A 20,110-nucleotide genomic window follows, 5' to 3' on the forward strand; every position below is an offset into this window, starting at 1 on the left:
TCGTCGTTCTCGTTCTGTTACTGGAATTGGCTCAGGAAGCGGAGGTCGCCATCGAAGAAGAGGCGCAAGTCGTTCACGCCATAGCGCAGCATGGTGAGCCGGTCGGGCCCCATGCCGAAGGCGAAGCCGATGTAGCGCTCCGGATCGAGGCCCATGTTGCGCACCACGTTCGGATGCACCTGCCCCGAACCGGCCACTTCGAGCCAGCGACCGGCCAAGGGGCCGCTCTGGAACTGGATGTCGATCTCGGCGCTCGGCTCCGTGAACGGGAAGAAGCTCGGGCGGAAGCGCAGGATCAGGTCGTCGCTCTCGAAGAAGGTGCGGCAGAAGTCGGTGAAGACGACCTTCAGGTCCTTGAAGCTCACATTCTCGCCGAGCCAGAGACCTTCGCACTGGTGGAACATCGGCGAGTGCGTCGCGTCGCTGTCGACCCGGTAGGTGCGGCCAGGTGCGATGACGCGGATCTCGGGCGCCTTGACCGTGCCGGTGGTGTCCGCCGCCGCTGCCTCGAACTGCGCGGCGTACTTCTTGATGTGCTGATGCGCATAGCGCACCTGCATCGGGCTGGTGTGCGGACGCAGGTTGTACGGGATGCCGTCCTCGCCGTCGATGTCGACGTAGAAGGTGTCCTGCATCGACCGCGCGGGATGGTTGGGCGGATTGTTGAGCGAGGTGAAGCTGTGCCAGTCGCTCTCGATCTCCGGGCCGTCGGCGACGTCGAAGCCCATGCTCGAGAAGATCGCCTCGATGCGCTCCATCGTGCGGCTCACCGGATGCAAACCGCCGGAGACACGACGGCGGCCGGGCAAGCTGACGTCGAGCGCTTCGGCGCGCAATTGCACGGCCAATTCCTCATCGGCGAGTTGCTGGCGACGCTCCGAGAGGGCCGCCTCGATGGTCTGCTTGGCAACGTTGATGGCCGCGCCGCGGGTCTTCTTCTCGTCGACGCTCAGGGCAGCCATGCCCTTCATCAGTTCGGTGATGCGACCCGACTTGCCGAGAAACTGAGCCTTGGCGTTCTCGAGTTCGGCAGGCGCCTTCGCCTCGGCAAAGGCGGCACGTGCGGTTTCGACCAGGGTGTCCAACTCGTTCATGGGAAATATTTCGAGGTCAAAAGGAAAAACGGGCTCTGGAGCGATGAAAAAAGGGCTGGTGCCCTTTCAAGCGCCAGCCCTTGTGCCGTGGGCGCAGGCGGCCATCCCGGAGGCGGCAACCTGCTTTGCGGAATCAAGCAGCCAGCTTGGCCTTGACCTGCTCCACGATGCCGGCAAAAGCGGCCTTGTCGTGCACGGCGATATCGGCGAGGACCTTGCGGTCGATCTCGATACCGGCCTTGCGGATGCCGTTGGCGAACTGGCTGTAGGTCAGGCCCAGTTCACGCGAAGCGGCATTGATACGCGCAATCCACAGTTGGCGGAACACGCGCTTCTTGTTGCGGCGGTCACGGTAGGCGTATTGGCCTGCCTTCATCACCGCCTGCTTGGCGATGCGGAAGACATTGCCGCGGCGACCACGGAAACCCTTGGCGAGTGCGAGAACCTTCTTGTGACGGGCGCGAGCCGTTACACCACGTTTGACGCGAGGCATGTGTGTACTCCTTGTTCGTCTGGATTAAATGCCGCTACCGGGCAACATGGCGGCCATCGAAACCATGTTGGTCTCGTGCACTGCCGTTGCACCACGCAGGTGACGCTTGTTCTTGGTGGTCTTCTTCGTCAGGATGTGACGCTTGAAGGCTTGACCGCGCTTGACGGTGCCACCGGGACGAACGCGGAAACGCTTTTTCGCGCTGCTCTTGGTCTTCATTTTGGGCATGTGAATGCTCCTTTAGTTTGTGCTCGTGAGGCGCCGCGGATACTCCACGGACTTGTTGGCCCCGAGACACTTCTTCATCCCGCCCTGCCGGCACCGGAGTGCCGGCAGAAGCGAAATCCCTTCAATAACCTCGTCTACGCCGAAAGCCTAGGCCGCCGCCGGGGCGGCCGATGGCTCTGCAGCGGGCTTTGCAGCCCCGCCGCCGGCCTTCCTGCGGCCCGGCGCGATCATCATGATCATCTGCCGGCCCTCGAGCTTCGGGAACTGCTCCACGATGATCGAGTCGCCGAGTTCGTCGCGGATGCGCTGCAACAGCGCCAGACCGAGCTCCTGGTGCGTGATCTCGCGACCGCGGAAACGCAGCGTGATCTTGCACTTGTCGCCATCCTCAAGAAAGCGCCGGATGTTGCGCATCTTGATGTTGTAGTCGCCTTCGTCCGTACCGGGCCGGAACTTGACTTCCTTGACTTCGATGACCTTCTGCTTCGATTTCGCTTCGGCCGCCTTCTTCTGCTCGTGGTACTTGAACTTGCCGTACTCGATCAGCCGGCAGACGGGCGGGTTGGCCGCAGCAACGACCTCCACCAGATCCACGTCCTGCTCGCCTGCCAAGCGCAATGCCTCGGCCAGGCTCACGACTCCCAATTGCTCGTTGTCCGGCCCGATCAGGCGGACTTCCGGGGCCATGATTTCCCGGTTCAGGCGGTGTTGGCGTTCCTCGCGGTGGCGGCGGTCGCGAAATGCAGTAGCGATGGTCAGTTCCTTCAAACAAATTGCTACAAAACCGTAGCGGGTACCGATGCGTTCGCGCTCACAAGCCAGGTTGATCGAAAAATCGGCCCTTGAATTTGTTCAAAATTCAAAGCTTGTGTTGGATGTCGTGGGCGATCTTTTGGGAGAACGCCTCGACCGACATGGCACCGAGGTCAAGATTGCCCCGGGCGCGCACTGCGACGGCTCCTGCTTCCTTCTCCTTGTCACCGACGACCAGGATGTAGGGAAGCTTTTGCAACGAATGCTTCCGTATTTTATACGTAATCTTTTCGTTGTGCAGATCGAGCAAAACTCTAAGCCCTTGATTTTGCAGCGTTTTCGCAACTTGAGATGCGTAGTCGGCCTGTCCTTCGCTGATGTTGAGCACCGCCACCTGCACCGGAGCGAGCCATGAAGGCATCGCGCCCGCATGGTGTTCGATCAACATGCCGATGAAACGCTCGAGGCTGCCGACGATGGCCCGGTGCAGCATGACGGGGTGGGCGCGGCCGCTGCTCTCCGTCACGTACTCCGCACCCAGTCGCTCGGCCATGTTGAAGTCCACCTGCATCGTGCCGCACTGCCACTGGCGGCCGATGGCGTCGCGCAGCGTGTACTCGATTTTCGGGCCGTAGAAGGCCCCCTCGCCCGGGGAGATGACGAACTCCACGCCAGAGCGCCGCAAAGCCTCCATCAGGGCGCCTTCGGCCTTGTCCCACAGGTCGTCGGAGCCGATCCGGTGTTCCGGCCGCGTCGCGACCTTGTAGAGGATGTCCGTGAAGCCGAAGTCGGCATAGACCTTGAGCAACTGGGCCGTGTAGGCCACGCATTCGTCCAGGATCTGGTCTTCCGTGCAGAAGACGTGGCCGTCGTCCTGCGTGAATCCGCGCACGCGCATGATCCCGTGCAGGCCGCCCGAGGGCTCGTTGCGGTGGCACTGGCCGAACTCGCCGTAGCGGATCGGCAGATCGCGGTAGCTGCGCAGGTCGGACTTGAAGATCAGCACGTGGCCCGGGCAGTTCATCGGCTTGAGCGCGTAGTCGCGCTTCTCCGATTCCGTCGTGAACATGTTCTCGCGGTAGTTCTGCCAGTGGCCCGTCTTCTCCCACAGGCTCCGGTCGAGGATCTGCGGGCCCTTCACCTCCTGGTAGCCGGTGTCCTTGTAGACCTGCCGCATGTACTGCTCGACCTGCTGCCACATGGCCCAGCCCTTGGGGTGCCAGAACACCACGCCGGGCGCGACCTCGTCGATGTGGAAGAGGTCGAGCTCCTTGCCGAGGCGACGATGGTCGCGCTTCTCGGCTTCCTCGATGCGCTTGATGTAGTCGTCGAGCTGCTTCTTGTCGGCCCAGGCCGTGCCGTAGATGCGCTGCAGCTGCTCGTTCTTCGCATCGCCGCGCCAGTACGCGCCCGCCAGCTTCGTCAGCTTGAAGACCTTCAGGAAGCGCGTGTTCGGCACATGCGGGCCGCGGCACATGTCGACGTACTCCTGGTGGTAGTAGAGGCCCATCGCCTTCTCGTCGGGCATGTCCTCGACGAGGCGCAGCTTGTAGTCCTCGCCGCGTTCCTTGAAGACCGCGATGACCTCGTCGCGAGGCGTCATCTTCTTGACGACGTCGTAGTCCTGCGCGATCAGCTCGCGCATGCGCTTCTCGATCGCCTCCATGTCCTCGGGCGTGAAGGGGCGCTCGTAGGAAATGTCGTAGTAGAAGCCCTCTTCGATGACGGGACCGATCACCATCTTGGCCGTCGGGTAGAGCTGCTTCACCGCGTGCCCGACGAGGTGGGCCGTCGAGTGGCGAATGATCTCCAGCCCTTCCTCGTCCTTCGGCGTGATGATCTGCAGCTTGGCATCGCGATCGATCACGTCGCTGGCGTCGACCAGCCGGCCGTCGACCTTGCCGGCGACCGTCATCTTCGAGAGGCCGGGGCCGATGGACTTGGCAACGTCGGCCACTGAAACCGGGCCGGGGAACTCACGGCGGGAGTTGTCGGGAAGCGTGATCTGGATCATTGGAAAACCTCGAGCGAGAAAACAAAAAAGCGCGGTACGGGACCGCGCTTGGCTTGTTTGGTGTACCGGAACCCGGCGTGCGCGGCCTACCGGCCTTTTCCTTCAGGGAAAAGACCGCTGAATCCTTGCGGCGTAGTTCGCGGTGTCATAACCAGGGTGCCTTTCTCGCTCTTGTTGCTGCTGAGATGGAACTGGCGATTCTATCCGCGAGCGGCTCAGGATGCCGGCGCGGCGTTCTTGAGGCCCAGCACCTCGATCGGCTCGATGGATGGCGGCTTGGCAAACAGGTCCGGCGCCTTCGCCATCAACGCCTTGGCGATCGGACCGTTCAGATGCTTCTCGCGGCCGGCCTCGTCCTCGAACGCATCGAAGATGCCGAAGGTGCTCGGCGAGAGCCGCAGGGCGAACCAGATCGGCGTGGTCTTCTCGTCCTGCGCCATCGCGAGGCCGGCCTCGAGGAACTGCTGGACTTCGGCTTCCTTGCCCGGCTTGGCTTCGAGACGGGCGAACAGTGCGTACTTGATCATGGTGGCTCCTGTGGATGCGGTTGCGCATGATTGCGACGACCGGAATCCACTCTAGGCGCATCCAAACCAGCGATCGGAAGAGGGTCAACACCTCGAATGGAGCGCTCAAAGAAAAATCCCCGCCGATTTCTCGCGCGGGGATTCGGTCAGCGACTGACGACGATGCGGATCAGTGGAACTGCTCTTCCTCGGTCGAACCGGTCAGTGCCTTGACGCTCGAAGAGCCGCCCTGGATGACCGTGGTCACGTCGTCGAAGTAGCCGGCGCCGACTTCCTGCTGGTGCGACACGAAGGTGTAGCCTTGTTCGCGCGCTGCGAACTCGGGCTCCTGCACCATCTCGACGTAGTGCTTCATGCCTTCGCCGTTCGCATACGCATGGGCGAACTTGAAGGTGTTGTACCAGTTGACGTGGATGCCCGCGAGCGTGATGAACTGGTACTTGTAGCCCAGCGCCGAGAGTTCGTCCTGGAACGCGGCGATGGTCTTGTCGTCGAGGTTCTTCCTCCAGTTGAACGACGGCGAGCAGTTGTACGACAGCAGCTTGCCCGGGCTCGCCGCATGCACGGCCTGTGCGAATTCGCGGGCGAAGCCGAGGTCCGGCGTACCGGTTTCGCACCACACCAGGTCGGCGTACGGTGCGTAGGCGACACCGCGGCTGATGGCCTGCTCGAGACCGTTCTTCACGCGGTAGAAGCCTTCCTGCGTGCGCTCGCCGGTCAGGAACGGCTTGTCGTTGGCGTCGTGATCGGAGGTGATCAGGTTCGCTGCTTCAGCATCGGTGCGGGCCAGCACGATGGTCGAGACGCCCATCACGTCGGCGGCGAAGCGCGCGGAAATCAGCTTCTCGCAAGCTTCCTGCGTGGGAACGAGCACCTTGCCGCCCATGTGGCCGCACTTCTTGACGGCAGCGAGCTGGTCTTCGAAGTGCACGCCGGCAGCGCCTGCGGCGATCATGTTCTTCATCAGCTCGAAGGCGTTGAGCACGCCGCCGAAGCCGGCTTCCGCATCGGCCACGATCGGCAGGAAGTAGTCGATGAATTCCTTGTCGCCGGGGTTGATGCCGCGCGACCACTGGATTTCATCGGCGCGCTTGAAGGTGTTGTTGATGCGGCGGACCATGGTCGGCACCGAGTCGTAGGCATACAGCGACTGGTCCGGGTACATGGTTTCGGACGTATTGCCATCGGCGGCCACCTGCCAGCCCGAGAGGTACACGGCCTCGAGGCCGGCCTTGGCCTGCTGCATGGCCTGGCCCGCAGTGATGGCGCCGAAGGCATTGACATAACCCTTGCGGGCGCCGCCGTTGATCTTTTCCCAGAGCTTCTCGGCGCCGCGGCGGGCGAGCGTGTATTCGATCGGCAGCGAGCCGCGCAGGCGGACCACGTCGGCGGCGCTGTAGCCGCGCTTCACGCCCTTCCAGCGCGGGTTGGTGGCCCAGTCTTTTTCGAGGGCGGCGATCTGCTGTTCGCGGCTGAGCTGTTCGGTGAGGGTCTGAGGCATGGTCACTCCGAGAGTTGTTGAAAGGGTCGGTCGCTTCGCGTCCTTGGGGACTACTGTACGCCCGACGCGCGACTCTTATGTCTTATAGAAGAGTTATTTTTGAATCAACAAAATCAACAACTTACGAATATTTTTCTCAATGCGAAATAATTTTTCTTGTATTGAGAAAAATTATTGCGGCGCAACACTTGCGCTTTCCACATTACGCAATCGCTTTTGCGTCGTGAAACGGCCAGCCAGCGGGCCTCAACACCGCGCCATCCAGTCGCCGCTCGCGATCATCGGTTTGCCCCCGATGCGAGCCGGATGGATCTCATACACCAGGCAGCAGATCGAGCGATCGCCAAGCGCCACCATCACTTCGCGCCGGCTGTACTCCCCCGTGCCATCGGGCTTCACTTCCTCGAGCACGTCCAGCTGGGCTTCGAGCGCGGGCGTGATCCTGTAGACCTCTCCCTTGATACGCCCTGCCCCGCCGAGGACCGCGCCCGGATACGCCCCGAGGTCGTAGAGCGTGCCCGCGATCTCGCCGTTCGCCACGTGCTGCGGCGCCGGCGTGAAGCGCGAGATGTCGTTGCTGCCGCCACGGCGAAGCGTGCCGTAGACGAACACATGACGGGCCGTGGGGTCGGGTTGCGGCATCATCCAGAGACTCCTTTCTCCACGTCTTCCACTCTATTGAACACCGCACTTCCGGCACCTCGCCGTCTCGTCGCCTATGGCTGCCTCGCGCTGAGCATGTCGCTCGTCGGCAGCTACGTCGCCCTTTCCAAGCCGCTGGTTGCCGCATTTCCGGTGCTGCTGCTCGCGTGGCTGCGCTTCGGCATCGCGGCGCTGGCGATGCCGCACTGGCTCCGGCGCCCCGGCGGCGAGCCGCCGATGACGCGGCACACGCGCGGACTCGTCTTCCTCGAGTCCTTCCTTGGCAACTTCATGTTCTCGATCTGCATGCTCTTCGGCGTCAGCCTGACGAGCGCGGTGTCGGCCGGCGTGATCATGGCGTCGATTCCGGCCGTGGTGGCGATCGGCAGCTGGCTCTTTCTGCGCGAACGCATCACCCCGCGCGTCGGGCTCGCGATCGCATGCGCGGCCTTCGGGATCGGGCTGCTTGCCCTTGCACCGGCGCAAGCTGCAACGCACGGGGCCGGTACGCCGGCGGGCCGCCTGGCCTGGCTGGGCAATCTGCTCGTCTTCGCGGCCGTGGTGTGCGAAGCCTCGTATGCGGTGATCGGCAAGTCGCTCACGGGACGGCTCGGACCCAAGCGCATCTCGTCGCTCATCAACCTCTGGGGCTTCGTCCTCTCGACGCCGTTCGGCATCTGGTTCGCCCTTCGCTTCGACTTCGGCGCGGTGCCGATGGGCCTGTGGGGGCTGCTGGTGGTGTATGCGCTCGCAGCGAGCATCTGGACCGTGTGGCTCTGGATGACCGGCCTCAAGGGCGTGCCCGCATCGCAGGCGGGCGTGTTCACCGTGATGCTGCCGGTGAGTGCGGCGCTCGTCGGCGTCGTGGTGCTCGGCGAGAGCCTTTCGACGCCGCAAGTGGTCGCGTTCTCGCTGGCATTGCTCGGCGTCGTGCTCGCGACATGGCCCGTGCGACGTGCCTGAAAGGCTCTCAGAGTGCCTCCAAGGGAAAACGCTGTGCTTCTTCCCTCTGAAAAAACAACAGCTCCCAATGAAAAAACCCCTTTTTCCCTTGGAAACGTGTTTCTTCTCCTTTAGCATCCGCAGTGCCGGTGAAGAGACACACTCTCATTGGTGAAAGCGTCCAACCAAAAAAGGAAATCAACCATGGCAACTGCAAAGAAGGCTCCGGCCAAGAAAGCGCCGGCAAAGAAGGCGGCTCCGGCCAAGAAGGCCGCCGCGCCCGCGAAGAAGGCTGCTCCTGCAAAGAAGGCAGCACCCGCCAAGAAGGCGGCTCCGGCCAAGAAGGCTGCTGCGAAGAAGGCTCCCGCCAAGAAGCGCACTCCCAACGCCGCGTTCATGAAGGCACTGACCCCCAGCCCGGCGCTCGCCGCCGTGGTCGGCTCGACGCCTCTGCCGCGCACCGCTGTGGTGAGCAAGCTGTGGGACTACATCAAGAAGAACAACCTTCAGGACAAGGCCAACAAGCGCAACATCAACGCCGACGCCAAGCTGAAGGAAATCTTCGGCAAGCCGCAAGTCTCGATGTTCGAACTGGCCTCGCTGATCGGCAAGCACGTCAAGTAAGCACCGGGGCGTCTTGCACGCTCCATCGAGAAAGCCGGCATCCGCCGGCTTTTTTTCGTCCTGCGCGCTACCGCGCCTGCGCCGCCTTCCTGATCGCGCTCAGCGTGCCGCGGGTGGTGATCACCTCGGGGTCGAGCGGAATCTCGATCAGCGTGCCCGTATCGGCCGCCAGCGCGCGCTGCAGCGCACCCTCGAACTGCGTGGTCTCGGTGACCCGCTCGGCCGCATAGCCGTACGCCCTCGCGAGCGCGCAGAAGTCCGGGTTGCGCAGTTCCGTGCCGCTCACCTTCGTCGGGTACTCGCGCTCCTGGTGCATGCGGATGGTGCCGTACATGCCGTTGTTGAGCAGCACGATGATGCTCTTGCCGCCATGCTGCGAGGCCGTGGCGAGCTCCTGCCCGGTCATCAGGAAGTCCCCGTCGCCCGCGATCGTGAAGGCGACGCGCCCGGTCGCGAGGTTGGCCGCGATGCCGGCGGGCACCCCATAGCCCATCGCGCCGCTGGTCGGCGCGAGCTGCGTCTTCGCGCCCTTCGCAAGACCGTGATAGCGGAAATAGCGGTGCACCCAGCTCGCGAAGTTGCCCGCGCCGTTGGTGATCGCCGCATCCGGCGGAAGGTGCTTCTGGAGCAGTTGGACGACCGCCACCATGTCGACCGCACCCCGTGGTGACTCGGGCGGCAGGCCCGCGAGCGCCTGCGGTTCGAGGTTCGCGACGTAATCGGCATGCGCCGCAGCGGTCCAGGCTTCCCACGGCAGCTCCGTCGGCGCAGTCAGCACTTCGAGGCTGCGTGCGGCCGCGCTCATGCCGGCATTGATCGCGAGGTCGGCCTGGTAGACGCGGTTGAGCTCCTCCGCGCTGGCGTGGATGTGCACCAGCGTCTGCTTCGGTTTCGGCGCCTCGAGCAGCGTGTAGCCGCTGGTCGTCATCTCGCCGAGCCGCGGGCCGATCGCAAGGATCAGATCGCTTTGCCGCACCCGCTCGGCAAGCTTTGGATTGATCGCGATGCCGACGTCGCCCGCATACAGCGGATGGTGGTTGTCGAAGGTGTCCTGGAAGCGGAACGCATTCGCCACCGGCAGCTTCCAGTTCTCGGCGAAGCGCTGCAGCGCCTGCGCGGCCTGCGGGGTCCACCCACCGCCGCCGGCGATCACGAGCGGGCGCTGCGACTTCAGCAGCAGCTCGCGCAGCGTGCGCAATGCGCCGGGATCGCTCCACGGCTCGACCGCCTCCACGCGGCGCAGCGGCCGCGATGCCGTGGTGCTGCGCAGCATGTCCTCCGGCAGCACCAGCACCACCGGCCCGGGACGCCCGTTCATCGCGGTCGCGAACGCCCGCGCGATGTACTCCGGGATGCGGTTCGCATCGTCGATGCGCTCCACGCGCTTGGCGAAGCCCTTGGTGCTCGGTCCGAAGAAGCTGCCGTAGTCGACCTCCTGGAAGGCCTCGCGATCGCGGAAGTCGCTGCCGACGTCGCCGACGAACAGCACCATCGGCGTCGAATCCTGGAACGCGTTGTGCACGCCGATCGACGCGTTGGTGGCGCCGGGCCCGCGCGTGACGAAGCACACGCCCGGCCGTCCGGTGAGCTTGCCGTGCGCCTCGGCCATGAATGCCGCGCCGCCTTCCTGGCGATTCACGATGAAGCGGATGCGCTCGCCGTATTGGTGAAAGCCATCGAGCACCGCGAGGAAGCTCTCGCCCGGAACGCCGAAGGCCAGCTCGACCCCCTGTTCGATCAGACACTCGACGATCAGGTGCCCTGCGGGTTGTGGTGAGCTCATGTGCGATGCGCCTCTCTGCTTCAAATGGGGTGCGCGGATTATCCGCGCGCCTTGAAGGCGAACCGCTCGAGTTCCAGGGCTTTGCCTCGTGCGTGACAGCGCCGAGCGCGCCGCTTGCCTAGAATCGCCGGTGCTCCGGCCCAGGCTGGAGCCAAGCGTTCTCAGGGCGGGGCGAAATTCCCCACCGGCGGTGATGGCGGCGAAGGCCGTACGAGCCCGCGAGCGCCCGCGGCGTGCAATGCGCCCTGGGGTCAGCAGACCCGGTGCGATTCCGGGGCCGACGGTCACAGTCCGGATGAAAGAGAGCGCGATGCCGTTGCCGGGCGGGCGCGTTCGCGCGCATGCCGGGCGTCGGCTTCGTGCGCCCTGATTCAGGCAAACCCTTCAAAGGCAAACCATGAGTCAGATCAACGACCTTCCCCTCTCCGCCGTCCCGGCGCAGGATGCACCGCGCGGCCGCCGCGTCGCATTCGTCCAGGCGCAATGGCATTCGGACATCGTCCACCAGGCGCGCGACGCCTTCCTCGCCGAAATGAAGCGGCTGGGCGTGCCGCTGGACACCATCGACATCTTCGACGTGCCCGGCGCGTTCGAGATTCCGCTGCACGCCAAGCGGCTCGCGCTCTCGGGCCGCTATGCAGCGATCGTGGGGGCGGCGCTCGTCGTGGATGGCGGCATCTATCGCCATGAATTCGTCGCCAACACCGTCGTCAATGCGCTGATGACGGTGCAGCTCGAAACCAACGTGCCGGTGCTCTCCGCCGTGCTCACGCCGCACCACTTCCACGAGCACGTGGAGCATCGCAAGTACTTCCACCGCCATTTCGCGGTGAAGGGCACCGAGGCCGCCGAAGCCTGCGTGAAGACCATCGAAGGCCTGCAGCGGCTGGACGCAATCCTCACCGCCTGAACGGTCTTCGGCGAGGCGGCTCACCCGACCGGGTAGGCTCGCACGATGAGCATCGTCGCCACGCCCTGCACCCTCTACGGCGCGCCCGGTTCGGGCGCGACGCCCGTTCATGCCGCGCTGACGCTCATCGGGGTGCCCGTCGAGACGGTCGACATCGCGCCGTGGAAAGGCGAAGCCGAGCGCCAGAAGCTCGCGCACGTCAATCCGATGCGGCAGGCGCCGGCGCTGGTGCTGCCGTCGGGCGAAGTCATGACCGAGAGCGCCGCGATCCTGATGTGGCTCGCCGAGCAGCATCCCGAGGCGGGGCTCGCACCACCGGTCGATCATCCCCTGCGTGCGCAGTACCTGCGATGGATGGCCTATGTGCCCGCGTCCATCTATGCGATGTACTGGGTGCGCGACGAGCCTTCGCGGCTCGCTGCGGACAAGGAGGCCGAGAAGGTGATCCTCGAACGCACGCGCGAGCGCATCGCCGAATGCTGGCGGCTCATGGATGCCCAGGTGCCGCGCGGGACAGCCTACCTGCTGGGCGACCGGATCGGCGTGCTGGACATCTACGTCGCAGTGGTCTCGCGCTGGACACCGGGACGCACCCGCTTCTACCGCGAAGCGCCGCGCATGGCCGCGGTGGTGCGCCGCGTCGATGCCGATCCGCGCCTTGCGGATTTCTGGGCGGCGCGCTTTCCGTTCAAGCCGGGATGGGAAGGTCCGGAGACGGCCTGATCGCGGAGGACAATCGCCCGATGGCCAACGAAACCTCCTCCGTCACCATCTTCCACAACCCCGCGTGCGGCACCTCGCGCAACACGCTCGCGCTCATCCGCGAACACGGCATCGAGCCGCAGGTCGTCGAGTACCTCAAGACGCCCCCGACCAAGGCCAGGCTGAAGTCGCTCGTCCAGGCGATGGGCGTGCCGGTGCGTGAAGTGTTGCGTCAGAAGGGCACGCCCTATGACGAGCTCGGCCTCGGCGATCCGAAGTGGACCGACGACCAGTTGCTCGATTTCATCGCCCTGCATCCGATCCTGATGAACCGCCCGATCGTCGAGACACCCGTCGGCACGCGCCTGTGCCGGCCGGCGGACCTGGTGCTCGACCTTCTGCCGAAGCAATAGGGCCCAGTCACGCCGACGCGGGGACCAGCGATTCCCGGCGCACCCGGCGCACGTTGAATGCGCTCACGATCAGCACGCCCTGCACCACTGCGAGGCCGACCAGCACGCTCGTGTACTGGCCGTGGTCCATCAGCCGGCCGAAGATCAGCGGGGCGACCGCCTGCCCGATGTCGAGTCCCGCGTAGACCACGCCGTAGACGCGGCCCGACGCATTGGCCGGCGTCGAACGCTTGACCAGCAGATCGCGCGAAGGACCCGCGATGCCGGCGGCGAAGCCCATCGCGCCGAACAGCACCGGCACCAGCACCGGCGCGAAGTCCGCCAGCGCCAGGATCAGCGCGATGCCTGCTGCAGCGCCGATCCCGGCGCCGACGATGCGCTCGCAGCGCGCCGGGTCCGACGCCAGGAAGCCGCCGACCACCATGCCCGTGGCGCTCGCAACCATGTAGACCGTCAGGCAGATGGCGATCAGCGCCACCGGCACCGCGTGCAGCCGGCCGGCCGCGGCCGGCGCGAAGGTCTGCACCGCGCTGAGCGCCATCGCATAGAAGAAGAAAAAGCCGAAGCACATCCAGACGGCCGGGATCCTGAGGAAGGCGAATTCGCCGCCCGCCGCTGCGGTGCCCGTGGCCTTGTGCACCGCGGCCGCGTCGAGCGACAGCACGCTGCGGTTGACCCACAGGATCAGCAGCACGACCACCGCGACCGCACCGGCCCCGGCCAGCGCAACGCGCCACGAGAAGGCCATGGCCAGCGGCACGACGAAAGCCGGGGCCAGCGCCCAGCCCAGGCTGCCGGTGATGCCGTGCACGCTGTAGGCGTGGCCGAGCCGCGTCGGCGCGACCTTGCGGTTGAAGAGCGTGTAGTCGACCGGATGGAACACGCCGTTGCCCACGCCCGCCGCCACGGCGCACAGCAGCAGCATCCAGTAGCTCTGCGCCGCGGCATAGCCGAAGCCGGCCAGACCCAGCATCGAGAGGCCGACGAACAGCACCGGGCGCGGACCCAGCTTGTCGACGATGAAACCGGACGCCGCCTGCACCATGCACGAGACGACGAAGAACACGGTCAGTACCGCACCCAGCTCGGTGTAGCTCACGTTGAAGGCGTCCTTCAGCCACGGGAACAGCGGCGGCAGGATGAGCTGGCTGAAATGGCTGACGGCGTGCGCCAGGCCCACGAGGCCGATCAGCTTGGCGTCGGCACCCAGCGTGGGCGCGCCGGCGGCGGCGGTGTTGGAAGACATGGATTGCAACAAGAAACTGGGTTGGGCACCGATCCTAAGCGGCCGGGCGGCGGCAGAATGGCGATACAGAGACAATATTTGTCGAAACCATGCCGTCCGCAGCCGCCCAGTCCACGGCGCCCGTCGACACGCCCGCGCGTCGCGCCACCCCGCCCTATCCGGCACCGACCAACAGCGTGGGGCCGCTCACGCCGCACCTCTACGCCCCCGACGCGCTGCGCCCGCTGCGCGCCAAGGAACATTTCCTCAAAGCCGACACGCTGGTCGAGCTGCACACGCATCCGTGGCCGCAGCTCACCTTCTCGACGCGCGGCGTGATCCGCCTGAGCACCGAGGACGGCAGCTACATCGTGCCGCCCTCGCGCGCGCTCTGGGTGCCGGCCAACATGGCGCACAGCATCACGCTGATCGAGGACGCGGAGCTGCGCACCGTGTACCTGCACAGCTGGCTCGGCCCCAACTGGGAAAAATGCGAAGTGCTGGAGATCAGCCCCCTGCTGCGCGCGCTCATGCTCGCGCTCGACACCACGCCCGACGGCCTGCCGCCGGTCGATCCGCATGCCGCGCAACGCGAGCGCTGGATCGCCCCGCTGCTGGTGGACGAACTGGAGCGCGCCACCCAGATCCGCATCGACGTGCCGCTACCCGCCGACAAGCGGCTGCGTCAGTTGTGCGAGGCGCTGCTGCGCAACCCGGCGAGCCGGGCCACGCTGGCGGAGCGCGCCGAGTCCATCGGCGCGAGCGAACGCACCGTGGCGCGCCTCTTCCGCGACCAGCTCGGCATGAGCTGGCAGCAGTGGCGGCAGCAGGCGGTGCTCGCCCATGCGCTGCCGCTGCTGGCGCGCGGGATGGCGGTGAGCCAGGTCGCGTCGGCCAGCGGCTATGCCACCGACAGCGCCTTCTGCGCGATGTTCAAGGCCGCGACCGGCAAGTCGCCGACCGCCTTCCAGCACAAGCGGCGCGCGGCGAACGACGTCAGCCCGGCATCCGCAGCAGCCTGAGCGCTGCAGGCCGAGTGCCGCGGCCGCTTTCGTATCATCGGCGGGTGCACGCCCCAACCTCCCGCGCCCCGAGGCCATGGCCTTGAACCGCGACCAGCTCGCGCGCTGGCTCCCCTTTCTCGCATGGCCGCGACCGGATCGCGCGCTCCTCTTCACCGAAGCCTCGGCCGGCATCACGGTCGCGCTGATGGTCATCCCGCAAGGCGTGGCCTACGCCGCGCTGGCGGGCATGCCGCTGGTCACCGGCGTGTATGCGGCACTCTTCCCGGCGCTCGTCGCCGTGCTCTTCAGCTCCTCGGCCCGGCTCTCGGTGGGGCCGACGGCGCTCACCAGCCTGCTGGTCGGCGCATCGCTCGCGCCACTGGCCATCCGGGGCAGCAGCGAATGGGTGGCGCTCGCCGTCTGGCTCACGCTGCTGTCCGGCCTCATGCAGGTCGTGCTCGGCACGGCGCGCTTCGGCTGGCTGCTCCGGCTGGTCAATTCGCCGGTGCTGATGGGCTTCACGCAGGGCGCGGCCGTGCTCATCACGCTGTCGCAACTGCCCGCGCTGCTGGGCTTCACCGGACGCACCGTGGTGCAAGTCCTGCACGGTCCGCCGCCGGACCTCGTCGCGATCGCCTTCGGGCTCGGCGGCATGGCCGCGCTCTGGCTGGGCAAGCGATGGGTGCCGCGCTTTCCAACGACGATGGCGCTGGTCGCGGCTTCAGCGGTCATCAGCGCGGCCCTCAGCTATGCGCTGCGCGGCGGCGCCGTGATCGGCGCCCTGCCTTCGGGCCTGCCTTCGTTCTACTGGCCGGGCTGGCGTTCGCTCGAACAATTCGGCAACCTGCTGCTGCCGGCGTTTCTCATCACGCTGGTGAGCTTCCTGGAGACCGCGTCGAGCGCCAAGGTGGACAACGCGCGTGCCGGCAAGCTCTGGAACGAGAACCAGGACCTGATCGGCCAGGGCCTCGGCAAGATCGCATCGGGCCTCACCGGTTCGTTCCCGACGAGCTCGTCGTTCTCGCGCTCGGCGATCACGCTCTACGCGGGCGCCAAGTCGCAATGGTCGACGCTGTTCAGCGTGGCGGTGGTCGCTGCCGCGCTGCTGTGGGCAATGCCGCTGCTCTATCACGTGCCGCAGGCGGTGCTGGCCTCGATCGTGGCGACCGCGACCATCGGCCTGCTGCGGCCTTCCGCCTTCGTGGCGCTGTGGCGCATCTCGCGCATCGAAGCCGCGATCGCATTCGGGACCTTCTGCCTCACGATCGCGACGGCCCCTTCGATCTACTGGGGCGTGCTCGGCGGCCTGCTCGCGGCGCTGGCGCACTACATGTACCGCCACCTGCATCCGCGCATCATCGAGGTCGGCCTGCACCCGGACGGCAGCCTGCGCGACCGCCATCTGTGGCACCTGCCGCCGCTCGCGCCCAGCCTCTATGCGCTGCGCATGGATGCCGAGCTCGACTTCGCATCGGGCAGCACGCTCGAACGGGCGATCAGCGTCGCACTCGCCCGGCAAAAGCTGACCGACGTCTGCCTGTTCGCCTACCCGATCAACCGGGTGGACATCACCGGCGCGGAAGTGTTCGGCAGCATCCGCCGCCTGCTCGAATCGGAAGGGGTGAGGCTGCACATCTCGGGCCTCAAGCTGCCGGCGCAACAGGTACTGGAGCGTGCCGGGCTGCTGGCGCCCGGGCCGATGCTCTTCAGCTATCGCACCGATGCCGAGGCGCTGGCGGCGCTCACGCTCGGTCCCGTGCCGGACGAGCCGCCGGTCGCGCTCAATCGCGCACCGGCCGTCGCAAGTTCTTGATCTCGGAGCGCTGGCTCTTGCCCTCGAGCCGGCGCTGCTTCGCGCCATAGCTCGGCTTGGTGGCGCGCCGCACGCGCGGAGGCGCCGCGACCGCATCCACCAGTTCCTGCAGGCGCGCCAGGGCATCCATGCGGTTCATGTCCTGGCTGCGGTGCCGCTGCGCCTTGATGACCAGCACGCCTTCGTGGGTGATGCGGCTGTCGCGGGCGTGGAGCAGCCGCGCCTTGACGTCGTCCGGCAACGAACTGGCCGGTATGTCGAAGCGCAGGTGCACCGCGCTCGACACCTTGTTGACGTTCTGCCCACCCGCGCCCTGCGCGCGGATGGCGCTGAATTCGACCTCGGACGGATCGACGAGGACCGTGGGCCGCAGCATGCAGGCAGCGCGTCGTGCAGCGGCTTATTCGCCGCAGGGCGGCTTCACGGACACGTCGGTGACGCTGCCCGCATCGTTCAGGCGCACCGGGCTGTCGGTCGCCTGGCCGCGTGCACGGGCGCTCACCACGTCCGCCGCCGTAGGCTCCTGGGGCCGCCCGGCAGAGCGGAAGCGATCGAACCCGCTGCGCGGATCGAAGCGCATGACCCACGGCTGCACCGGCTTGCCGGTGAGCCGCGCCCAGGCGTAGCGCAAGCCCCAGACCGCCGCCAGCAGCAGCACGGCGACGGCGAGGCTGGCCGCGAAGACCAGCCCCAGCATGAAGAGAATCAGTCGGACGAAAAAATTGACCATCGGATTTAGGCCACGGCCTTCGCCGCAGGTTCCCCGGCCTTTTCGAAGCTGAACTGGCCGGGCGCCTGGATCGGGTCCGTAGTGACCACGATCGTATCCTTCGGACCGAAGGTGCCGTCAAGCAACAGCTTCGACAGCGGGTTCTCGATGCGCTGCTGGATCGCACGCTTGAGCGGCCGCGCGCCGAACACCGGGTCGAAGCCGACCTTGGCGATCTCCGCCAGCGCCGCCGGGGACACGTCGAGCGACAGATCCATCTTCGCGAGCCGCTGCTGCAGCACCTTGAGCTGGATCGCAGCGATCGCCTCGATGTTCTTCGCGTCGAGGGCGTGGAACACCACCGTCTCGTCGATGCGGTTCAGGAACTCGGGGCGGAAGTAGTTCTTGAGCTCCTCCCACACCGCTTCCTTGATCTCTTCCGTCGGCCGGCCGACCATCTGCTGGATGATCGGCGAGCCGATGTTGCTGGTCATGACGATCACCGTGTTCTTGAAGTTCACGGTGCGGCCCTGCCCGTCGGTCAGGCGGCCATCGTCGAGCACCTGCAGCAGCACGTTGAAGACGTCCGGGTGCGCCTTCTCGACCTCGTCGAGCAGCAACACGCTGTAAGGCTTGCGACGCACTGCTTCGGTCAGGTAGCCGCCTTCCTCGTAGCCCACGTAGCCGGGCGGCGCGCCGATCAGGCGCGCAACCGAGTGCTTCTCCATGAACTCGCTCATGTCGACGCGGACGAGGTGATCCTCGCTGTCGAACAGGAAGCCCGCGAGCGCCTTGCACAGCTCGGTCTTGCCCACGCCCGTCGGGCCGAGGAACAGGAACGAGCCGGTCGGACGGTTCGGGTCCGCAAGGCCCGAGCGCGAGCGCCGGATCGCGTTCGCGACCGCGCTGATCGCCTCGTCCTGGCCGACGACGCGCTCGTGCAGCTTGTCTTCCATCATGAGCAGCTTGTCGCGCTCGCCCTGCATGAGCTTGCTGACCGGGATGCCGGTCGCGCGCGAAACCACCTCGGCGATTTCTTCCGCACCGACTTGCGTGCGCAGCAGCGTGGGGGCGCTCGACTTGCCCTTGCTCGACTCGGTTTCCTGGGCTTCCTTCAGGCGCTTCTCGAGGCCCGGCAGCTTGCCGTACTGGAGCTCGGCGACCTTGTTGAAGTCGCCCTTGCTGGTGAATTCGGCGATCTGGAACTTGATCTTGTCGATCTCTTCGCGGATCTGCGCGCTGCCCTGGGCCTGCGCCTTCTCGGCCTGCCAGACCTCGTCGAGGTCGGCGATCTCCTTCTGCAGGCGCTTGATCTCGTCCTCGATCAGCGCCAGGCGCTTCTGCGAGGCTTCGTCCTTTTCCTTGCGCACCGCTTCGCGCTCGATCTGCAACTGGATCAGGCGGCGGTCGAGGCGGTCGATGGCTTCGGGCTTCGAATCCATCTCGATCTTGATGCGCGCGGCGGCCTCGTCGATGAGGTCGATGGCCTTGTCCGGCAGGAAGCGGTCGGTCACGTAGCGGTCCGACAGCTCGGCCGCGGCCACGATGGCCGGGTCGGTGATGTCCACCCCGTGGTGCACCTCGTACTTCTCCTGCAGGCCGCGCAGGATGGCGATGGTCGCCTCCACGCTCGGCTCGCCGACGAGGATCTTCTGGAAGCGGCGCTCCAGCGCGGCATCCTTCTCGATGTACTTGCGGTATTCGTCGAGCGTGGTCGCGCCGACGCAATGCAGCTCGCCGCGCGCCAGCGCGGGCTTGAGCATGTTGCCGGCGTCCATCGCGCCTTCGGCCTTGCCGGCGCCGACCATGGTGTGCAGCTCGTCGATGAAGACGATGGTCTGGCCTTCGTCCTTCGCGAGCTCGTTGAGCACGCTCTTCAGGCGCTCTTCGAATTCGCCGCGGTACTTGGCGCCCGCGAGCAGCGCCGCCATGTCGAGCGACAGCACGCGCTTGCCCTTGAGCGAGTCGGGCACTTCGCCCGCGACGATGCGCTGCGCGAGGCCTTCGACGATCGCGGTCTTGCCCACGCCCGGCTCGCCGATGAGCACCGGATTGTTCTTGGTGCGGCGCTGCAGCACCTGGATGGCGCGGCGGATTTCCTCGTCACGGCCGATGACCGGGTCGAGCTTGCCGAGGCGGGCGCGCTCGGTCAGGTCGAGGCAGTATTTCTTGAGGGCTTCGCGCTGGCCTTCGGCGTCGGCGCTGTTCACGCCCTGGCCGCCGCGCACGGCGTCGATCGCGGCTTCGAGCGACTTGCGCGTCACGCCCTGGCTGCGCGCCAGATTGCCGATGTCGGCCTTGCTGTCGGCCAGTGCGAGCAGGAAGAGTTCGCTCGCGATGAACTGGTCGTTGCGCTTGATGGATTCCTTTTCGGTGGCCTGCAGCAGCTTGCCGAGGTCAGGGCTCACCTGCACCTGGTCGTGGCCCTGCACCTGAGGCAGCTTCTTGATCGCCGCCTCGGCCGCCTGGAGCAGGCCGGGCACATTGGCGCCGGCGCGTTCCAGCAGCGCGCGCGGACCATCGTCCTGGCGCAGCATGGCGACCAGCAGATGGACCGGCTCGATGTAGGCGTTGTCGTTGCCCAATGCCAGCGATTGCGCATCGGCGAGGGCTTCCTGGAATTTGGTGGTGAGTTTGTCTTGACGCATGGCTTGATTCCTGCATTCAAAATAGGGATGTTCCGAGTCGATATCAAGTCGACCCGGAATTTTTCAATCCGCAATCTTTGGAGTC

At 65.9% G+C, this 20,110-nt stretch carries 19 protein-coding genes, 1 pseudogene and 1 riboswitch; of the genes and pseudogenes, 7 read left to right on the forward strand and 13 right to left on the reverse strand.

Annotated features, from left to right (window positions below):
* Positions 1–17 precede the first annotated feature (17 nt).
* The 8 genes from pheS to VAR608DRAFT_RS31245 form a co-directional block, all read right to left on the reverse strand.
* Positions 18–1,094 (reverse strand): phenylalanine--tRNA ligase subunit alpha, encoded by a 1,077-nt coding sequence (gene pheS / locus VAR608DRAFT_RS31210; protein WP_088957597.1) that lies wholly within the window; start codon positions 1,092–1,094, stop codon positions 18–20.
* A gap of 133 nt (positions 1,095–1,227) precedes the next feature.
* Positions 1,228–1,587: a 50S ribosomal protein L20 gene (rplT, locus tag VAR608DRAFT_RS31215; RefSeq protein WP_088957598.1), complete on the reverse strand. Its 360-nt coding sequence runs from the start codon at positions 1,585–1,587 to the stop codon at positions 1,228–1,230.
* A gap of 24 nt (positions 1,588–1,611) precedes the next feature.
* A complete protein-coding gene (gene rpmI / locus VAR608DRAFT_RS31220) occupies positions 1,612–1,815 on the reverse strand; it encodes a 50S ribosomal protein L35 (protein ID WP_028253491.1) in 204 nt (67 codons plus the stop codon).
* Between the two features lie 147 nt (positions 1,816–1,962).
* A complete protein-coding gene (infC, locus tag VAR608DRAFT_RS31225; RefSeq protein ID WP_269458572.1) occupies positions 1,963–2,574 on the reverse strand; it encodes a translation initiation factor IF-3 in 612 nt (203 codons plus the stop codon).
* 100 nt (positions 2,575–2,674) lie between these two features.
* Entirely contained in the window at positions 2,675–4,582 is a 1,908-nt protein-coding gene (thrS, locus tag VAR608DRAFT_RS31230) for a threonine--tRNA ligase (protein ID WP_088957600.1), read from the reverse strand.
* 215 nt (positions 4,583–4,797) lie between these two features.
* Positions 4,798–5,109, reverse strand: coding sequence for a putative quinol monooxygenase (locus VAR608DRAFT_RS31235; protein ID WP_088957601.1), 312 nt, complete (start codon positions 5,107–5,109; stop codon positions 4,798–4,800).
* A gap of 169 nt (positions 5,110–5,278) precedes the next feature.
* Positions 5,279–6,610: an isocitrate lyase gene (gene aceA, locus VAR608DRAFT_RS31240; RefSeq protein ID WP_088957602.1), complete on the reverse strand. Its 1,332-nt coding sequence runs from the start codon at positions 6,608–6,610 to the stop codon at positions 5,279–5,281.
* 246 nt (positions 6,611–6,856) lie between these two features.
* Positions 6,857–7,252, reverse strand: coding sequence for a gamma-glutamylcyclotransferase family protein (locus tag VAR608DRAFT_RS31245; protein ID WP_088959074.1), 396 nt, complete (start codon positions 7,250–7,252; stop codon positions 6,857–6,859).
* A 36-nt stretch (positions 7,253–7,288) separates the two neighbouring features.
* Here VAR608DRAFT_RS31245 and VAR608DRAFT_RS31250 point away from each other — a divergent pair, with 36 nt between their 5' ends.
* A complete protein-coding gene (locus tag VAR608DRAFT_RS31250) occupies positions 7,289–8,215 on the forward strand; it encodes a DMT family transporter (protein WP_088957603.1) in 927 nt (308 codons plus the stop codon).
* Between the two features lie 183 nt (positions 8,216–8,398).
* Complete coding sequence (locus VAR608DRAFT_RS31255; RefSeq protein WP_088957604.1) at positions 8,399–8,818, forward strand: SWIB/MDM2 domain-containing protein; 420 nt, start codon at positions 8,399–8,401, stop codon at positions 8,816–8,818.
* Between the two features lie 67 nt (positions 8,819–8,885).
* On the opposite strand, the gene VAR608DRAFT_RS31260 is transcribed toward VAR608DRAFT_RS31255, so the two are convergent.
* Positions 8,886–10,601 (reverse strand): thiamine pyrophosphate-binding protein, encoded by a 1,716-nt coding sequence (locus tag VAR608DRAFT_RS31260; protein WP_088957605.1) that lies wholly within the window; start codon positions 10,599–10,601, stop codon positions 8,886–8,888.
* A gap of 153 nt (positions 10,602–10,754) precedes the next feature.
* Positions 10,755–10,912: riboswitch (FMN riboswitch) on the forward strand.
* 86 nt (positions 10,913–10,998) lie between these two features.
* Here VAR608DRAFT_RS31260 and VAR608DRAFT_RS31265 point away from each other — a divergent pair.
* The 3 genes and pseudogenes from VAR608DRAFT_RS31265 to arsC form a co-directional block, all read left to right on the forward strand.
* Entirely contained in the window at positions 10,999–11,511 is a 513-nt protein-coding gene (locus VAR608DRAFT_RS31265; protein WP_088957606.1) for a 6,7-dimethyl-8-ribityllumazine synthase, read from the forward strand.
* 45 nt (positions 11,512–11,556) lie between these two features.
* Positions 11,557–12,234, forward strand: a complete 678-nt coding sequence (locus VAR608DRAFT_RS31270) for a glutathione S-transferase family protein (protein WP_088957607.1) — start codon at positions 11,557–11,559, stop codon at positions 12,232–12,234.
* A gap of 20 nt (positions 12,235–12,254) precedes the next feature.
* Positions 12,255–12,620, forward strand: a pseudogene (gene arsC, locus VAR608DRAFT_RS31275) (arsenate reductase (glutaredoxin)); the annotation flags it as partial.
* A gap of 13 nt (positions 12,621–12,633) precedes the next feature.
* Here arsC and VAR608DRAFT_RS31280 read toward each other — a convergent pair.
* Positions 12,634–13,872 carry an MFS transporter gene (locus VAR608DRAFT_RS31280; RefSeq protein WP_088957609.1) on the reverse strand — a complete coding sequence of 413 codons (1,239 nt, stop codon included), beginning with the start codon at positions 13,870–13,872 and terminating at the stop codon, positions 12,634–12,636.
* Positions 13,873–13,961: 89 nt separating this feature from the next.
* Here VAR608DRAFT_RS31280 and VAR608DRAFT_RS31285 point away from each other — a divergent pair, with 89 nt between their 5' ends.
* Both VAR608DRAFT_RS31285 and VAR608DRAFT_RS31290 read left to right on the forward strand, forming a co-directional pair.
* Complete coding sequence (locus VAR608DRAFT_RS31285; protein WP_231973025.1) at positions 13,962–14,873, forward strand: AraC family transcriptional regulator; 912 nt, start codon at positions 13,962–13,964, stop codon at positions 14,871–14,873.
* Between the two features lie 76 nt (positions 14,874–14,949).
* Complete coding sequence (locus tag VAR608DRAFT_RS31290) at positions 14,950–16,668, forward strand: SulP family inorganic anion transporter (protein ID WP_088957610.1); 1,719 nt, start codon at positions 14,950–14,952, stop codon at positions 16,666–16,668.
* On the opposite strand, the gene arfB is transcribed toward VAR608DRAFT_RS31290, so the two are convergent.
* Genes arfB through clpB form a run of 3 tightly spaced genes read right to left on the reverse strand, consistent with a single transcriptional unit; the run spans position 16,637 to position 20,025 of the window.
* Positions 16,637–17,044 (reverse strand): alternative ribosome rescue aminoacyl-tRNA hydrolase ArfB, encoded by a 408-nt coding sequence (arfB, locus tag VAR608DRAFT_RS31295; RefSeq protein ID WP_088957611.1) that lies wholly within the window; start codon positions 17,042–17,044, stop codon positions 16,637–16,639. The two genes, VAR608DRAFT_RS31290 and arfB, sit on opposite strands and share 32 nt — an antisense overlap.
* A gap of 24 nt (positions 17,045–17,068) precedes the next feature.
* Positions 17,069–17,365 carry a hypothetical protein gene (locus VAR608DRAFT_RS31300; RefSeq protein ID WP_331713008.1) on the reverse strand — a complete coding sequence of 99 codons (297 nt, stop codon included), beginning with the start codon at positions 17,363–17,365 and terminating at the stop codon, positions 17,069–17,071.
* Between the two features lie 38 nt (positions 17,366–17,403).
* Entirely contained in the window at positions 17,404–20,025 is a 2,622-nt protein-coding gene (gene clpB / locus VAR608DRAFT_RS31305; protein WP_088957613.1) for an ATP-dependent chaperone ClpB, read from the reverse strand.
* Between the last annotated feature and the right edge of the window lie 85 nt (positions 20,026–20,110).

Source organism: Variovorax sp. HW608 (genome assembly GCF_900090195.1).
Lineage (GTDB): Bacteria > Pseudomonadota > Gammaproteobacteria > Burkholderiales > Burkholderiaceae_C > Variovorax.

What these genes read in the sequence shown, in the direction of transcription:
- pheS (WP_088957597.1), bottom strand. Translation starts at nt 1,094, where the DNA reads ATGAACGAGTTGGACACCCTGGTCGAAACCGCACGTGCCGCCTTTGCC.
- rplT (WP_088957598.1), bottom strand. Translation starts at nt 1,587, where the DNA reads ATGCCTCGCGTCAAACGTGGTGTAACGGCTCGCGCCCGTCACAAGAAG.
- rpmI (WP_028253491.1), bottom strand. Translation starts at nt 1,815, where the DNA reads ATGCCCAAAATGAAGACCAAGAGCAGCGCGAAAAAGCGTTTCCGCGTT.
- thrS (WP_088957600.1), bottom strand. Translation starts at nt 4,582, where the DNA reads ATGATCCAGATCACGCTTCCCGACAACTCCCGCCGTGAGTTCCCCGGC.
- VAR608DRAFT_RS31235 (WP_088957601.1), bottom strand. Translation starts at nt 5,109, where the DNA reads ATGATCAAGTACGCACTGTTCGCCCGTCTCGAAGCCAAGCCGGGCAAG.
- aceA (WP_088957602.1), bottom strand. Translation starts at nt 6,610, where the DNA reads ATGCCTCAGACCCTCACCGAACAGCTCAGCCGCGAACAGCAGATCGCC.
- VAR608DRAFT_RS31245 (WP_088959074.1), bottom strand. Translation starts at nt 7,252, where the DNA reads ATGCCGCAACCCGACCCCACGGCCCGTCATGTGTTCGTCTACGGCACG.
- VAR608DRAFT_RS31255 (WP_088957604.1), top strand. Translation starts at nt 8,399, where the DNA reads ATGGCAACTGCAAAGAAGGCTCCGGCCAAGAAAGCGCCGGCAAAGAAG.
- VAR608DRAFT_RS31260 (WP_088957605.1), bottom strand. Translation starts at nt 10,601, where the DNA reads ATGAGCTCACCACAACCCGCAGGGCACCTGATCGTCGAGTGTCTGATC.
- VAR608DRAFT_RS31265 (WP_088957606.1), top strand. Translation starts at nt 10,999, where the DNA reads ATGAGTCAGATCAACGACCTTCCCCTCTCCGCCGTCCCGGCGCAGGAT.
- VAR608DRAFT_RS31270 (WP_088957607.1), top strand. Translation starts at nt 11,557, where the DNA reads ATGAGCATCGTCGCCACGCCCTGCACCCTCTACGGCGCGCCCGGTTCG.
- VAR608DRAFT_RS31280 (WP_088957609.1), bottom strand. Translation starts at nt 13,872, where the DNA reads ATGTCTTCCAACACCGCCGCCGCCGGCGCGCCCACGCTGGGTGCCGAC.
- VAR608DRAFT_RS31285 (WP_231973025.1), top strand. Translation starts at nt 13,962, where the DNA reads ATGCCGTCCGCAGCCGCCCAGTCCACGGCGCCCGTCGACACGCCCGCG.
- VAR608DRAFT_RS31290 (WP_088957610.1), top strand. Translation starts at nt 14,950, where the DNA reads ATGGCCTTGAACCGCGACCAGCTCGCGCGCTGGCTCCCCTTTCTCGCA.
- arfB (WP_088957611.1), bottom strand. Translation starts at nt 17,044, where the DNA reads ATGCTGCGGCCCACGGTCCTCGTCGATCCGTCCGAGGTCGAATTCAGC.
- VAR608DRAFT_RS31300 (WP_331713008.1), bottom strand. Translation starts at nt 17,365, where the DNA reads ATGCTGGGGCTGGTCTTCGCGGCCAGCCTCGCCGTCGCCGTGCTGCTG.
- clpB (WP_088957613.1), bottom strand. Translation starts at nt 20,025, where the DNA reads ATGCGTCAAGACAAACTCACCACCAAATTCCAGGAAGCCCTCGCCGAT.